Genomic DNA, 15,097 nt, shown 5'->3' on the forward strand with positions numbered 1-15,097 from the left:
ATGAGCACTTCTCATCGGCGCGGTCCCACGCCCCCGCGCGCCTGCTGAACCAGCGTTCACGGCAGGGGCGCGCGGCACTCCCTCGGCGGCAGCGACGTCACGGCAAGAACGTCGTGGCAGCGAGGTGAGCCATGACCAGGACATCATGCGCCGGCGGATGCGCCCGGCCCCCCGAACAGCAAGATCCTTACCGGTATTAATGCAGCCTGCGGGTAGTGCATCAAGGGCTCATCCCAGAATGCGAGATGGACATCACTGACCAAATGGGAGGTTTACGGAGCCACGGCCGGTGCGGTTGCCGCACATGTCACCGAAGGCGACGAAGACCCGAATCCGAAGCAATTGTCGAGAGCCGCACATCGCATGACGCGCACTCAGGCAGCAGCAGGCGACGAACCGTCGGAGCATCCCGCAGCGATCCGGCAAGCGGCACGGCAACGGGGTCGGTCCCGGATGGGACCGACCCCGTTCGAGCTGCGTGTTTGGCGGGTCGCTAGGCCGACGGTACGGCGCGCGTCACACGTTGAACCGGAATCCTTGGTACAGAACTACCGACTGCGGAAACGCAGTTCTGAAGGGGGCATCCCAACACGGGAGCTTCGCCCGAGCACCATGCAGCTCATCCCCTATCCCCCCATGCCCCTCTCGACCCATCGGCTTGTCGATGCCTCTGTGTGTCAATTCCTTGTCCGCGCTGCCCAGTCGTGAGCTAACGTTGTTCTGCACCGCGTCCCTTCCTCGGAGGTGTACGCGACGTGACCTGCGGAGACGTAGGCCCTTTGGTTTGGTGACGCGGACCCATGGTGCGCTCCCGGCGGGAGCCATCCGGCACCGTCACCAGTCACACCGAAGGGGACGCGTTCCTATGGCTACCGTCGAGTACATGCCCAAGCGCCGCACCTGGGTCCGTGATGTCCTGGTTGGCATCGCGGCGAGCCTCGGCTCAAACCTGATGTGGGCTCTGGCGCAGGCCATGGTGCACCGCCTCGGCTGAGCCAGGCGGCGGGCGGGCCTCCAGGGGCCCGCCCTCACCCCTCCGCGGCCGGGTAATCTACGGAATGTCATTGCGGCCCGACGGGCTTCCGCTCCGCTTCGGCGAAGTCACGAAGGACATGCCCCCACCCGCACGAGTCACCTCGTGCCTGGGGAACCTTCGTGCTCCTACAACTGTCCGCAGCCGAGCTCGGCCGACTCATCGTTGCCCGGGCCGGATCGGCGCACCTTCCGCTCACTGAGCAACTGATCCACGAGCATTCCCGGATCAAGGGAGGAGCGGCCGGTCCGGGTGATGTCGCTTCCTGGAACAACAGCGTCCCCGTAGTGGTCAGGGCTCTGCTGGACTGCGGCCTCGACGAAGTCGAGGTACAGGTCGAGGTCGACCTGCCGCACACCAACTCCGCGGTCGATCTGGTGCTGTGCGGCCGGCATCCCGGTACGGGGACGAATTCATACCTTGCGGTTGAGCTGAAGCAGGTGCGGCACGCCACGGTGGACCCTCTGTGCCCGATAGCCGTCGATCTCGGGTTCGGCGACGGGAAGAACAAGCTGCATCCGGTGCGGCAGGTCCAGCGCTACTGCGAGTACATGCTGCGTTACCTGCCCCATCTTCGGGAGAACGAAAACCAGTTGATGGGTGTGGCACTGCTCCACAACGCGCGTGACGCGGATGTGGAGGCGCTGTTCGGGCTGCCAGAGACCGACCATGGCTTCCTCTACACACTTGATGATCTGAACCGATTCCAGCGAGTGCTTACTTCAAGATTCGCTGCCGCGTCCGGCAAGCGGGCCGCATGTGCACTGGAGCAGGCCCGCAAGGCCCCCTTGCTCAAGGTCACCGATGTGGCTCGTCAGCGGTCTGTCGTCGGTGGAGGTCTCACGCTCCTCGACGAGCAGTACGTCGCGGTCGACCGGATCACCCGGCACCTGGAGAAGACCGCGCGCTTCACCGGCTTCGACGTCGGATTGTTCTACGACGCCGATGCCGCCCACAGCCCCGCCCCCGATCCGGGCGTCAAGCGCGTCTACATCCTGCGGGGCGGCCCTGGCAGCGGGAAGAGCGCAGTGGCTCTGGAGTTGCAGCGCGCCCTCGGGCTCAAGGGCCGCGAAGCCGTCCTGGCCAGTGGCTCGCACGCGTACACGGAGACTCTGCGCGAGATCATGCTCGGCACGGCCCGTCGAGGCCAGACAGCGGACAAGCGCCGCGCGGCCAACAGCTTGTACCGCTACTTCAACAGCTTCAGTGAGACCCCACCGGACAGCATCGACGTCCTCATCTGCGACGAGGCGCACCGAATGCGACGCAGCTCGACATACCGCTGGATGCCGAAGGCTCTGCGGGACGACGACCGGCCGCAGGCAACTGAGGTGATAAGGGCCGCCAAAGTGCCGATCTTCCTGCTCGACGATCACCAGTCGATCCGCCCTGACGAGGTGGGCACTGCCACGTATCTCAGAGAGCTCGCCGAGAGCATGGGCTGCGTGGTCGAAGTGACCGATCTGGAGGGCACGTTCCGAGCGGGCGGCAGCAAGCGCTACCAGCGATGGGCCCAACAGCTGTTGGGCCTTGGCGCTTCCGATCCGGTGGCCTGGCGACCGGACGGGAGGATGACACTGACCGTCGCCGACTCCCCCAAGCAGATGGAGCAGTTCATCCGGGACCGCCACCTCGAAGGAGCCACGGCCCGCATCACCGCGGGCTTCTGTTGGCCGTGGAGCAACCCGGACGGAGAACAGCTCGTCGACGACGTACGCATCAGTGACTGGCGCCAGCCGTGGAACGTGAAGCCGGAGCACAGCGTCCCGGACGCGCCGAGGTCGGACCTGTGGTCGACCGATCGCCGCGGTGTCGACCAGATCGGCTGCGTCTACACGGCACAGACCTTCGAGTACGACTGGAACGGTGTCATCATCGGACCCGATCTGTTGTTTCGTGACGGGAAGTTCAAGGTGGACCGGAGCGCTTCCTGCGATCCCGCCTTCCGCGGCCCGATAGACGACGCGATTGTCACCCGGTGCGTCCTCAACGCCTACCATGTGCTCCTTACCCGCGGCGTCGTCGGCACCTTGGTCTATGCGGTTGACCCAGCGACCCACAACGAACTACGCAGACTCATCACAGGGGCCATCGGCATGCAACACTACGACGGCGCCCAGCCGAAGCTCACCGCTGAAGCACCACAGCTGCCACCCGCCCACCGCAGACGGCACAGGTAACCTTGATCCCGACGTAGCTGCGGCCCGCCGGGCTTCCGCTCCGCCTGGCGGAGTCACGAAGGAGACGCCCCCACCCGCACGGGTTTCTTCGTGCTGCCTGGGGGCATGTCTTGCTGTTCCGCGACTCCGCCGAAGCGGTCGCCGCCGAGCGCCTCTCCGGTGCTCTGCTCCTCCGTTTGACGGAGCAGTTCGTGCACGTGCACGGTCACAAGCCCGGTCCGTCCGAGGTCCGTTCATGGGAGCGGAGCATCCCAGCGCTCGCCAGCGCGCTCAACGATGCGGGACTCGCGCAGGTGGAGGTGCTCCTGGAATACGGTCTGCCGCTGAACAGCAAGCGGGCCGATGCCGTGCTGGCCGGGGTGCACCCCGAGACCGGACTGCCGTCGTACGTCGTCGTGGAGCTGAAGCAGTGGAGCAGCGCGGAGCCAGACGGCGACGATCCGTCGCTGTGCCGCATAGACTCATACGCCCGGGCAGTGCTGAATCCCGTCGACCAGGTGCGCGGCTACTGCGAGTACCTCATCTCCTTCAACGGAGCGCTCTCCGAACACCCGGAACGCGTCTCCGGCGCCGCTTATCTGCACAACGCCACCGAGTTCGGCGTCAGCGGGCTCTTCGAGGCCGAGCAGGACCAGTACGGCCAGCTCTTCATCGGTGCGCAGCGCGGCGAGTTCATCAGCTTTCTGCGTACGAAGCTGGGGCCGGCGTCCGGCGCTTCGGCCGCGGACGAGCTTGTCAACGGGAAGATCGGCCCGTCCAAGCAACTCATGGCCGTGGCCGCCCAAGAGGTGCGTGAACGTGAGCAGTTCGTATTGCTGGACGAGCAGCAGATCGCGTACCGCACTGTCTTGAACGCCGTCCGCCGTGCCAAGGAATCCGACCACAAGGAGGTCGTGATCGTCAGCGGCGGGCCCGGCACCGGCAAGAGCGTCATCGCGCTGTCGCTCCTCGGTGAACTGTACCGACAGGGCACCACCGCGCTGCACGCGACGGGCTCCAACTCGTTCACGACCACCATGAGGAAGGTCGCGGGCGCCCGGAAGCGTGAGGTAAAGGACCTCTTCAAGTACTTCAACAGCTTCATGACCGCCGAGCACAACAGTCTCGATGTCCTGATCTGCGACGAAGCTCACCGCATCCGGGAGACATCGGCCAACCGCTACACGCCGGCGTCCAACCGCACCGGCAAAGCCCAGATCGAGGAACTCATCGACGCGGCACGCGTCCCGGTCTTCCTGCTCGACGAGCACCAGGTCGTCCGGCCCGGCGAAATGGGCACGGTTGCGGAGATCAAGGCAGCCGCCGCGAAGAAGGGGCTCCACTGTCGGGTGGTGCCGCTGGACAGCCAGTTCCGGTGTGGTGGCAGCGATGCATATCTGCGGTGGGTGGTGCGACTGTTGGAGCTTGAGCCGGGCGGACCCGTGGCGTGGGAACCCGCCGACACAATGCAACTCATGGTCGCGGACAGCCCACAGGAGTTGGAGGCATTCCTCGACGTCCGCCGCTCGCAGGGGTACAGCGCACGCATGTCCGCGGGTTACTGCTGGAAGTGGACGAAGAAGGTGCCACCCGGGCAGGTACTGCCCGCGGACGTCGTCATCGGGGAGTGGGAACGGCCCTGGAACGTCTTCGGTGACCGCTCCGTCGGGGGCGCGCCTCCGGCCGCGCTGTGGGCAACCGATCCGGCCGGTTTCGAGCAAGTGGGCTGCGTGTACACGGCGCAGGGCTTCGAGTACGACTGGAGTGGCGTCATCATAGGTCCCGACCTGGTGTGGCGCGGCAACCGCTGGGTCACCGATCGTTCAGCGTCCAAGGACCCGGTCTTCAAGAAGTCCACCCCGGACGCCGATGTGGACCGGCTGATACGCAACACGTACAAGGTGCTGCTGACGCGAGGAATGATCGGCACGATGGTGTACTCGACCGATGCGGAAACACGCCAAAGGCTCCGCGCCCTGACTGGCACGGCCTCGAGCGTCGCGGCCATGTGACTCCCTGAGTCGGCCACGCGCCGCAGAGCGGTACGCCGTTCCGTAGCCAATCACATCGACCAGGCCGACCGATACGCACGCCTTCTCGAAGCGCCAGCTGTAGAGGGAACCGGTTCGCCAGATCCCGTAAAGGTAATTGAATTATCAATTAAACATTGAACTGAAATGCCGGCACCTCGCCAGTGACCTGCGCGAACGTCCCCTCGTAGCGCCCGATCCAGCACGTATCCAGCGGTCGGCGATCGCCGCGGTCGCGCCGCTCACGGAGCGACATCCGGCGGCAGAGCCGTGCAGGAAAGTGGGCCCCAAGGCGTCGCCCGGCTCACAGACGGTGCTCGTCCATCAAGCGCATCAGGTTCCGCTTGCGTTGCTGGGCGGAACGCAGGGCGGTGACATACCCGGTGAACTCCTCCGGCGATCCCAGGCGGCGGTGGCAGTCGCGAATGCTCAGCAGCAGGCTGACGAGCTGCTCGTAGATCGCGTTGCCGGTCTGCTTGGTCAGCGGCTCCACCAGGCGCAGGTAGACGCCGAGTGCGTCGGCGGGGCGGGTGGCGCGGGCCTGGTCGGAGAGGGTGAGCCACTGCCGGTCATGGGCACCGGTCTCGGTGGCGGCCTGCCAGGCGGCGTCGACGTCCTTGTCGTCGAGCAGGGCATCGACCAGGACGGGACCGCCGTACCAACCCTGTTTCCGCTGACCCGCGTCGGCCCGCAGCAGGGCCAGCGCGCCCTCGCGCTCGGCCGGCCAGCAGTCCGCGGCCCGGGCGGCGGCACGCAGTTGCTGGTACGTGAGCAGGGTGCGGCGGGCGCCGAAGTGGTCGCGGCGCAGGGCGACGACGTCGGCGGGCCGATCCGCCTGCGCGTAGCGGTCGCAGAGGTGGTCGACGAGGGCGGTGTCGACGGCAGCGAGGTCCCGGGCCTCCCGAACACCGCGTTCCGCCCAGCTCAACGCCTCGTCGGGGCGCCGGGCGGTGTCCAACTCGCGGGCGATGACCAGGTGCGTGTGGCCGTCAGGTGCAAGGTCGGCCGCATGCACGGCGATCACCGCGTCGACGTCGCCTCCCGCCTTGGCCAGACGCTCCATCAGGTCCTTCTCCGCCCAGCCGCGGCGGTTGCCCTGCCACGCCTCAACCGCCAGCTTCCGCAGGAGGGCCATCCCCTCGTCGCCGAGAACATCCTCGTAGTCGAGCGGATCGACGTCGGTGAGGCCGTCGTCCACCTCGCCGAGCGCATGGCCGACCAGCCAGCGCGCGAGCTCCCCCGGGTCGGGACGCGCCGCACGGCACGCGTCGAGATGGGCGTCGGCGAGGACGGCGCCCACCTGGCCGAGCCATCCGTCGGAGTCGTCGACGCTCTCCACCGCCTGGGCCAGCAGCTTCATCGCCTCCGCCGCCAGGATGATCGCGTCGGCTGCCCGTCCGGAGCCGGTGAGCGCACCGATCGCGGACACCGCCTGCCCGGCCTGGTCCGCATAGGCGCGGGCATCGGCGTACTCGACGTACCCGTACTGTGCGAACGGGCCGATGTCGAGCAGTTCACGGATACGGGCCCGCACCGCGGCCAGATCCCCGCGGGCGCTCGCGGCCCGCAGCTCCAGGCGGCGGCGCAACTGCCGGTCCTCGCCGATCAGTTCCCGCACCAGAGTGAGCAACTCGTCCTTGGACCGGGCGGACAGCCACCCGTCGAGGTCCTGCGCCCGGCCCCGCGCCGCCTTCCGCTGCCGCGGCAGGCTCTCGGGCCGGGCGAGCACCGTCAGACCGAGGGCGACCAGGTGCTTGCAGAAGTTGCCCTCAAGGCCGTACGGGCAGTCACAGTCGCCGGACAGCCCGCCGGGCCCGCCCAGGGTCAGCTCCACCTCGTACCGTTCCGTGCCGTGGACGCTCGCGGTGATCCATCCGTCACCGACCTCGACCCCGGACACCGCATCCAGGTATCCGCGCCCGCGCTCGAAGGAACGGGCGCCGGCCAACGTCTTGAGACTCGCCTCGGTGAAGTCGCGCATGGTCTCTTTCGCCCTGCCCCTGGTGCTGTCCGTCACGGCCGCCAGGATATGAGTGACCGTGAGTCCGACCCGGCGGTCCAAGGAAGTCCGTACCGCGCGCAGCGCTCCGGGCCGTAATGGCCTGCCCACTGACCGGGATGCAGGTGCTTCTCCAGCAGCCGGGCCAGCCCGCCACCGACGGCCTCCGGGACCGGCCCCACACCGTTCCTGCCCCAGGCGGTGTCGACCGGGTGGTCCGGAGTGTCCACCGCTCACGGGGCCGCCCGGGCGACGGTCGCCCGGGCGGCCCCGTGAGCGCAGGGGACTCAGCCGTCCGCACCGGCCGGTGTTGTGGTGGTGGTGAAGCCTTCCTTCTTGTTGGCGTTGAGGGCGAACTCATTGGTGAACGTCTTGCCGAGGTCCACCGACGAGGTCACGCTCCCGACCGACTGCTCGGTGGCCAGTGCGGTCTTCGGACCGCTGGCCGGCATGATTCCGTCCGGCAGGAACTGGCCCTTGTCCTCGGTCAGCGCCTTGATGTAATCGGTCTTGGTGACCAGCTGGTTCTGCACGAACGACGCCGGCAGCTTGTTCGCTATGTCGGCTGCGCTGTGCGTGTTGATCCAGTGCATGGTGGCCACGAGCGCGTCGACGACCTTCTGCACCGCGTCCTTGTGCGAGTTGACCCAGTCGGTGCGGGCGAGGACGCTCGCACCCGGGAACGCGCCGCCCAGCGCCGCCTTGGCGCCGTCGGTGGTGGCCAGGTCGACCGCGGAGGTCCCGACGCCCTTCTTCTCGACCGCGGCGACCGTCGGCTGCGTGGTCATGACGCAGTCGGCCTTGCCGTTCTGCAGCGCCGCGACGGCGGTGGAGCCCGCGCCGACCGCGAGCCGGTGGAACTGGTTGGTCTTGACGCCCTTCTTCGCCGCCATGAACTGGGTGAGGGTGTCGGTGCCCGAGCCCAGGTCGGTGACGCCGAGTGTTTTGCCCTTGAAGTCGGCGGCCGATGTCACACCGCTCTTCTTGGTGCACATCTCCCGCTCGCCGGGCGCGCCGGACAACTGGACGACGTCCTCGACCGCCTTCCCCTTCGCCTGGAACTCGATCGTGTGGTTGTACCAGGCGCCGGCCATGTCCACCTGGCCGGAGGCCATGGCGTCCTCGGCGCCGACGCCGCCGTTCTGTTCGGTGCTCAGCTCGACCTTGACGCCGTACTTCTTGTAGAAGCCGAGGTTCTCGGCGAGCTGGTAGGGCAGGTAGATCTGCTTGTCGAGGCCGCCGGCCATGAGCTTGACGGTCGGGGTACCGCCGGAGCCGGACGACGCGGAGCCGCCGGAGTTGCTGGAACACGCGGTGGCGGCGCCGAGGGCGAGGACGGTGATGATCGATGCGGTGAGGGTTCTCTTGAGCATGGCGGGGCCTACACCTTTCGGGAATGCGGGGAGTGAGTGCTTTCGGGGATGCGGGGGCCCGGGAAGGGCTACGAACAGAGGGGAAACGGGAGTCAGAGAGCGTTCGCCTCGGAGGGAGCCGGCGGGCGCCAGGCGAGCAGCCGGTGTTCGAGCTTGCCGATCAGCCACTCCGCGCCGAGGACGATCAGCGCGATGACGAGCATCGTGGCGAACACGCCGTTGGGGTCGAAGTTGTTCTGCGCGGTCTTGATGACCAGACCCAGTCCGCTCTGCGCGCCGAGCACCTCGCCGACGAGCGCGCCGACGATGGCGAAGCCGAAGGCGCTGTGCAGGCTGGCGATGATCCAGGTCAGCGCGGAGGGCACGATGACATGCCGGGTGATCTGCATCCGGGAGGCGCCGAGCACCCTGACGTTGGCGAGGACATTGGGGTCGACCTCGCGCACGCCCTGGAAAGCGTTGAAGAAGACGATGAAGAACACCAGCACCGCGGCCAGCAGGATCTTCGGGGTCACACCGATACCGAAGGCGACGATGAAGATCGAGCCGAGGACGATGCGCGGGATCGCGTTGACCATCTTGATGTAGGGACCGAGCACGTCGGACAGATAGCGGCTCTGCCCGAGCGCGACGCCGAAGACGATCCCGGTGAGGGAGCCCACGACGAAGCCGACGAGCGCCTCCTGGATGGTTGTCCAGATGTTGGAGTAGAAGGAGCCGAACTGCGTGCCGTGCTGGAAGAGGTCGCTCAGCCGCTGCCCGATGCCTGACGGCTGCCCGAAGAAGAACGGGTCGACGATGCCCCAGGTGGTGAACGCCTGCCAGCCGCCGATCACGAAGACCGCGAGGCCGATACGGCCCGCCCACACCCGGGCGACACGGCGTCGGGCGGCACGTCGCGCGGCGCTCGCGGCCGGGCCCTTGCCGCCGTCGGCGACGGGGAGCGCGGAAACGGTGGACGTCGTGCTCATTCCTTGCCTCCTGCGGTGAGTGCGTACGCGCGCTCCACCTCTTCGCGCAGCGTGTCCCAGATCTGGTGCTGGAGTTCGATGAAGCGGGGCTGGAAGCGGATCTCCTGGACCGAGCCGCGCGGACGGGGCAGGTCGATGTCGAAGACCGCCTTGACCGAGCCGGGGTTGGACGTCATCACGACCACCCGGTCGGCGAGTGCGACCGCTTCGTCCAGGTCGTGGGTGATGAAGATGACGGACGGGCGGATTTGCTCCCAGAGGGTCAGCAGTTCGGTCGACATGATCGCCTTGGTCTGCACGTCCAGGGCGCCGAACGGCTCGTCCATGATCAGGATCTTGGGTTCGTTGATCAGCGCCGCGGCCATCGCCACGCGCTTGCGCATGCCGCCGGACAACTGGTGCGGATAGCGGTCCTCGAACCCGGACAGACCTACTCGGCGCAGCCAGTCACGCGCCGAAGTCTGGGCCTGCTGCTTGGGCACCCCACGGAACACGGGGCCCATCAGCACGTTGCCGAGAACGGTCTTCCAGGGCAACAGGGCGTCGGCCTGGAACATGAAGCTGACACCGTCGGTGATGCCGTCCACCTCACGGCCGCCGACCTTGACCGAGCCCTCGCTGGGCCGGTCGAGCCCGGACACCATGCTCAGGGTCGTCGACTTGCCGCAGCCCGTGGGGCCCACCACGGCGCAGAACTGGCCCGGCTCCACGGTGAACGAAACGCCTTGCAGCGCCGTGAACACCTCACCGGCAGGGGTCAGGAATCGCTTGGTGAGCCCGGAGATCTCGATGCGCGCGTCCGCAAGGTCCGCCGCACCGGCGCCCGGGCTCGTCGCGACATCGTTTCGCGAAGCCATATGGGACCGCTTCCTTCCTTCTTTCGGAGTTCCTCGGGAATTCCTCTGGGATTGCCTGGTCGAATTCCTCGGGGATTGCCTGGTGGCATCCCTCGGGGATTGCCTGGTGGCATCCCTCGGGGGTTCCTGTCAGGCCGAGGAAGGCAGACGCTAGAGGCAGCCGCGTATGACGTCGCTGTTTCCGAGCTATCTCGCGATAGCTGCGTAAAGCGGGCTTCTGCTCGTTTTGCTCAGTGGACGGAGGGTGGGCAGCGTCCCGGCTCTGGGGCACAATCGCGCCACCCGGGCACCCCATACAGGCCGTCCCGGCACATCGCACCACCGGAGCGAAGAGGCACTCGTGGCACCCATCCGTTTCCGGGCAGGCCGCGGCGGGAAGCGGAGGCTTTCCACGCGGATCCTCGCCAACCAGCTGGTCATCCTCGCGCTCACCGGCCTGATCGGCTTCGGCCTGTTCGCGTTCGCGCAGCGGGCCGAACTCGACCGCTCCTACGAGCAGCGGGCCCTGGCGATCGCCCGGACCACGGCCGCGGAGCCGCAGATAAAGCAGGTCATGGAGCATCGGGGCGGCGGCGACGTGGTGCAGACGGTCGCCGAACGGATCCGCCGGGCCTCCGGGGCGTCGTACGTGGTCGTGATCGACCTGCACGGCATCCGGCACTCGCATCCCCTCCCGGCCCTGATCGGCGGGCCGGTGGCCGAGCCGGTCGTGGCCAAGGACGGCCGCGCGCACGTCGGCACCGACCAGGGCGCGACCGGGCGGTCCGCCAACGCCAAGGCCCCCTTGTACGGGCCATCCGGCGCACTGGTCGGCGAGGTGTCGGTGGGCATGCCGGAACACGACGTGCTCGGCGAGCTGTGGCACGAGCTGCCCACCTTCGGGCTGTACGCCACGATCGCCACCGCGATCGGCGCGACGGCGGCCTATCTGCTGGCACGCCGGCTGAAGCGGACCACGTTCGGCCTGGAACTTGAGGAGATCGCCGGTCTGCTGCAGGACCGCGAGGCGATGTTGCACGGCATCCGGGAAGGCGTGGTCGCCTTCGACCCCGACGCAAGGATCACCGTCGTGAACGACGAGGCCCGGCGGCTGCTCGGCCTCGGCACCGCGCTCGGCCACAGGCTGGAGGATGTGCTGCCCGACGGGCGGCTGCGCCGCGCGCTGGACGGCACCCTGGCCGGCACCGACGTCAGCGTCCTGACGGACGACCACTGTCTCGTCGTGAACCGTATGCCGGTCACCCTGCACGGCCGCGAACTGGGCGCCGTGGTCACCGTACGCGACCGCACCGAGCTGATCGGCCTGCTGCGCGAACTGGACTCCGTACGCGGACTGACCGACGCCCTGCGGGCCCAGCAGCACGAGTTCACCAACCGGATGCACACCCTGGCCGGTCTGCTGGACATCGGCGAGCACGAGTCCGCGTACGAGTACGCCATCGAGACGGCCCGTTCCGGGCAGGCCCTGACCGAGGCCGTGCGCCGACACATCGGAAACCCGCTGATGGTCGGGCTCATCGTGGCCAAGACCACCGTCGCCGCCGAACGCGGGGTGCGGATCGTCCTCACCGACGACTCCGCGCTCGGCGACGACCCACCGCACCTGCGGCGACTGCTGACCATCGTCGGCAACCTGCTCGACAACGCCATCGACGCGACCGCCGAGGCACCGTCCGCCGACGGCGGCCGCAGCATCCGGCTGACGCTGGCCGAGAGCGACGAGTTGATCTTCGTGCGGGTGGCGGACAGCGGTCCGGGCATCGCCCCCGGCTCCTCCCGGTCGATCTTCGAGGACGGCTGGTCCACCCGCCCCGAACGGGGCACCGCTCACCGCGGCCTGGGGCTGGCCCTGGTGCACCGGCTGGTGCAGCGGCACGGCGGCACCATCACGGTCAGCGAAGGCCCGGGCGCGTGGTTCACGGTCGTCCTGCCGCAGCCGGACACGGCGCCGACACCGGCACAGCAGGATGCGTTGTTCACGACGGCGTTGCCGATGGGAGGTGACCTGTGATGATCCGGACCCTCGTGGTGGACGACGACTTCCGGGTCGGGCAGATCCACAGCGACTACGTGTGCCGGGTCCCGGGCTTCGAAGTGGTCGGCGAGGCGGCGACCGTGGCCGAGACGTTGGCCGCGGTCCGTACCTTGCACCCGGACCTGCTGCTGCTCGACATCTTCCTGCCCGACGGCAGCGGCCTCGACGTCCTGCGCCGGCTCAGCCAGGACCAGGGCGACAAGCGCCCCGACGCCCTCGTGATCACCGCCGACCACGACATCTCCTCCGTCCGCGCCGCGATGAAACTCGGCGCCGTCGGCTACCTGGTCAAGCCGTTCGGCTCCGCCGACCTCGCCGAACGGCTCGACGCCTACCACCAGCTCCGCGACCGCGTGGACGCGCTCAGCCGGACCACCACGGCCGACCAGGCCGACGTGGACGCCCTGTTCAGCGCGGCCCGCCCGCCCGCCGTCCCCCGGATCCCCGCCAAGGGCCACTCCGCGCCCACGCTCAGCGCGATCCACCAAGCCCTGCGCTCCGCCCGCAGTGCCCTGTCGGCCGCCGAAGCCGCCGAGGCGACCGGCGTCTCCCGCGCCACGGCCCAGCGCTACCTCTCCTACCTCGTCAAGGAAGGCATGGTCCGCCTGGAACTCCGCTATGGCACCAACGGCCGTCCCGAACACCGCTACCGCATCGCTCACTGAACCGCGCGGCCAGGAACACCGCCCGGCGCCGCCAATCGAGCAGCGGCAGGTTCTTCAGGACCAACTGCCGGACTGCTGCGGCGGCCACCAGACCACCGAGGGTCTGCGCCGTGGGCCGCGAGGGCCTGGAGCCCTGTTCCTGGGGACCAGCGCCCAGGGCCACAGCCCCGAAGTCCGCCCCCGGCCGGGCGGCTTGCGCCCAGGACGCCCCGCCCGCGCGGGGACGCCCGACCTGGGTGGCAACCCGGCTCAGCACCGATCCGGCAACGGTAGGGACGGCCAGGGACGACGACAGGTGACGACCCATCAGAAGATCCCGCACGGAACCAGCAACCGGCACGACAACGGGGTCGGCCCCGGATGGAGCCGACCCCGTTTGGCCTGCGCGTTTACTGGATCGCTAGGTCGATGCTACGGCGGGCGTCACACGTTGAACCGGAACTCCACCACGTCCCCGTCCTGCATCACGTAGTCCTTGCCCTCCATGCGGGCCTTGCCGGCGGCGCGGGCCTCGGCCACGGAGCCGGTTTCGACGAGGTCGGCGAAGGAGATGACCTCGGCCTTGATGAAGCCCTTCTGGAAGTCGGTGTGGATGACACCGGCGGCCTCGGGGGCGGTGGCGCCCTTCTTGATGGTCCAGGCGCGGGTTTCCTTGGGGCCGGCCGTCAGGTAGGTCTGCAGGCCGAGGGTGTCGAAGCCGACGTGGGCGAGGGTGGCCAGGCCGGGCTCCTCCTGGCCGACGGACTGGAGGAGTTCGAGAGCCTCGTCGTCGTCGAGCTCGGCGAGGTCGGCCTCCAGCTTGGCGTTGAGGAAGATGGCCTCGGCGGGGGCGACCAGGGCGCGCTGCTCGTTCTTGAAGTCCTCGTCGGAGAGCTCTTCCTCGTCGACGTTGAAGACGTAGAGGAAGGGCTTGGTGGTGAGGAGGTGGAGGTCGTGCAGCAGCTCGGTCTTCTCCGTGCCCTGGACATAGCCGGCGGCGAAGAGCGTGCGGCCCTCCTCCAGGATGGCCTTGGCCTCCTCGACGGCCTTGACCTTCGGGGCGACGTCCTTCTTGATGCGCGACTCCTTCTGGAGACGCGGCAGCACCTTCTCGATGGTCTGGAGGTCGGCGAGGATCAGCTCGGTGTTGATGGTCTCGATGTCGCCCTTGGGCGAGACCTTGCCGTCGACGTGGACGACGTTCTCGTCCTTGAAGGCGCGGATGACCTGGCAGATCGCGTCGGACTCGCGGATGTTCGCGAGGAACTTGTTGCCCAGGCCCTCGCCCTCGGAGGCGCCGCGGACGATGCCCGCGATGTCGACGAAGTCGACCGTGGCGGGGAGGATCTTCTGGGAGGAGAAGATCTCCGCGAGCTTGGTCAGGCGGGGGTCGGGGACGCCGACCACGCCGACGTTCGGCTCGATGGTGGCGAACGGGTAGTTGGCCGCCAGCACGTCGTTCTTGGTCAGGGCGTTGAACATGGTCGACTTGCCGACATTCGGCAGACCGACGATTCCGATCGTGAGCGACACGGTGGCGACTTCCCGGGGCGTGGAGGTGGGTGACGGGCGGCCGGCTCCGGGGGCCCGGCCGGTCGGGACCGAGCGGGGCCGGGGCGGCCGATCCACCAGTCTACTGGGCCCGGCGCACCTGGCCGGGGGCCCGGGGCGCGGCCCCCCATGGGGGCGCACTGCATCGAACGAAGCCCCCAAGACAGGTCAAAGTGCGTGTCCTGCGACCTATTAATCCCACTTAGCGGCCTACCGTTGGCGAGTGGAGCAACACGAAGCGCACACGACCCCTTACAGCCCTCCGCTGAGCGGCGGTCCGGCGACGGGCCAGGATGCCCGGCTCCCGCGCCCTGCCGAGGCGGTGGTCCCCGACCCCGACGACGACTTCCTCTCCGCGATGCGGGCCTCCGGGTACGCGTCGGTCCCCTCGGGCACCACGGTCACGGCTCGTGGCTACGCGCCGACGGTCGACGAGTACCGCAAC

At 68.3% G+C, this 15,097-nt stretch carries 11 protein-coding genes; 5 read left to right on the forward strand and 6 right to left on the reverse strand.

The window, feature by feature from the left end:
- The first annotated feature begins 865 nt into the window (after positions 1-865).
- Positions 866-994, forward strand: a complete 129-nt coding sequence (locus ACO1BR_RS16310; RefSeq protein ID WP_405805352.1) for a DUF6408 family protein — start codon at positions 866-868, stop codon at positions 992-994.
- 167 nt (positions 995-1,161) lie between these two features.
- On the opposite strand, the gene ACO1BR_RS16315 is transcribed toward ACO1BR_RS16310, so the two are convergent.
- Entirely contained in the window at positions 1,162-1,428 is a 267-nt protein-coding gene (locus ACO1BR_RS16315) for a hypothetical protein (RefSeq protein ID WP_426795782.1), read from the reverse strand.
- A 45-nt stretch (positions 1,429-1,473) separates the two neighbouring features.
- Here ACO1BR_RS16315 and ACO1BR_RS16320 point away from each other — a divergent pair, with 45 nt between their 5' ends.
- Positions 1,474-3,213 carry a DNA/RNA helicase domain-containing protein gene (locus tag ACO1BR_RS16320; protein ID WP_426795783.1) on the forward strand — a complete coding sequence of 580 codons (1,740 nt, stop codon included), beginning with the start codon at positions 1,474-1,476 and terminating at the stop codon, positions 3,211-3,213.
- A 110-nt stretch (positions 3,214-3,323) separates the two neighbouring features.
- Positions 3,324-5,204, forward strand: a complete 1,881-nt coding sequence (locus tag ACO1BR_RS16325; RefSeq protein ID WP_426795784.1) for a DNA/RNA helicase domain-containing protein — start codon at positions 3,324-3,326, stop codon at positions 5,202-5,204.
- Between the two features lie 322 nt (positions 5,205-5,526).
- Here the strand turns inward: ACO1BR_RS16325 and ACO1BR_RS16330 are convergent, their stop codons facing one another.
- From ACO1BR_RS16330 to ACO1BR_RS16345, 4 genes are all read right to left on the reverse strand, one after another.
- Positions 5,527-7,203: an SWIM zinc finger family protein gene (locus ACO1BR_RS16330; protein ID WP_426795867.1), complete on the reverse strand. Its 1,677-nt coding sequence runs from the start codon at positions 7,201-7,203 to the stop codon at positions 5,527-5,529.
- A 305-nt stretch (positions 7,204-7,508) separates the two neighbouring features.
- Complete coding sequence (locus tag ACO1BR_RS16335; protein ID WP_426795785.1) at positions 7,509-8,594, reverse strand: ABC transporter substrate-binding protein; 1,086 nt, start codon at positions 8,592-8,594, stop codon at positions 7,509-7,511.
- A 92-nt stretch (positions 8,595-8,686) separates the two neighbouring features.
- Positions 8,687-9,565 carry an ABC transporter permease gene (locus ACO1BR_RS16340; RefSeq protein WP_426795786.1) on the reverse strand — a complete coding sequence of 293 codons (879 nt, stop codon included), beginning with the start codon at positions 9,563-9,565 and terminating at the stop codon, positions 8,687-8,689.
- Complete coding sequence (locus ACO1BR_RS16345; protein WP_426795787.1) at positions 9,562-10,422, reverse strand: ABC transporter ATP-binding protein; 861 nt, start codon at positions 10,420-10,422, stop codon at positions 9,562-9,564. The genes ACO1BR_RS16340 and ACO1BR_RS16345 overlap by 4 nt, the downstream gene beginning before the upstream one ends.
- Positions 10,423-10,762: 340 nt before the next feature.
- On the opposite strand from ACO1BR_RS16345, the gene ACO1BR_RS16350 reads away from it, so the two are divergent.
- The gene (locus ACO1BR_RS16350) at positions 10,763-12,433 is read left to right on the forward strand and encodes an ATP-binding protein (protein WP_426795788.1); all 1,671 of its coding nucleotides are present in this window, start codon (positions 10,763-10,765) and stop codon (positions 12,431-12,433) included.
- A complete protein-coding gene (locus ACO1BR_RS16355; RefSeq protein ID WP_426795789.1) occupies positions 12,433-13,122 on the forward strand; it encodes a response regulator in 690 nt (229 codons plus the stop codon). The genes ACO1BR_RS16350 and ACO1BR_RS16355 overlap by 1 nt, the downstream gene beginning before the upstream one ends.
- 423 nt (positions 13,123-13,545) lie before the next feature.
- On the opposite strand, the gene ychF is transcribed toward ACO1BR_RS16355, so the two are convergent.
- On the reverse strand, positions 13,546-14,634 hold the full coding sequence (gene ychF / locus ACO1BR_RS16360) for a redox-regulated ATPase YchF (RefSeq protein ID WP_426795790.1): 1,089 nt from the start codon (positions 14,632-14,634) through the stop codon (positions 13,546-13,548).
- Positions 14,635-15,097: the final 463 nt, after the last annotated feature.

It is taken from the genome of Streptomyces sp. YGL11-2 (assembly GCF_050054615.1).
Taxonomy (GTDB): domain Bacteria; phylum Actinomycetota; class Actinomycetes; order Streptomycetales; family Streptomycetaceae; genus Streptomyces.

What these genes read in the sequence shown, in the direction of transcription:
- ACO1BR_RS16340 (WP_426795786.1), bottom strand. Translation starts at nt 9,565, where the DNA reads ATGAGCACGACGTCCACCGTTTCCGCGCTCCCCGTCGCCGACGGCGGC.
- ACO1BR_RS16345 (WP_426795787.1), bottom strand. Translation starts at nt 10,422, where the DNA reads ATGGCTTCGCGAAACGATGTCGCGACGAGCCCGGGCGCCGGTGCGGCG.
- ACO1BR_RS16315 (WP_426795782.1), bottom strand. Translation starts at nt 1,428, where the DNA reads ATGCCGGCCGCACAGCACCAGATCGACCGCGGAGTTGGTGTGCGGCAG.
- ACO1BR_RS16330 (WP_426795867.1), bottom strand. Translation starts at nt 7,203, where the DNA reads ATGCGCGACTTCACCGAGGCGAGTCTCAAGACGTTGGCCGGCGCCCGT.
- ACO1BR_RS16310 (WP_405805352.1), top strand. Translation starts at nt 866, where the DNA reads ATGGCTACCGTCGAGTACATGCCCAAGCGCCGCACCTGGGTCCGTGAT.
- ACO1BR_RS16335 (WP_426795785.1), bottom strand. Translation starts at nt 8,594, where the DNA reads ATGCTCAAGAGAACCCTCACCGCATCGATCATCACCGTCCTCGCCCTC.
- ACO1BR_RS16355 (WP_426795789.1), top strand. Translation starts at nt 12,433, where the DNA reads ATGATCCGGACCCTCGTGGTGGACGACGACTTCCGGGTCGGGCAGATC.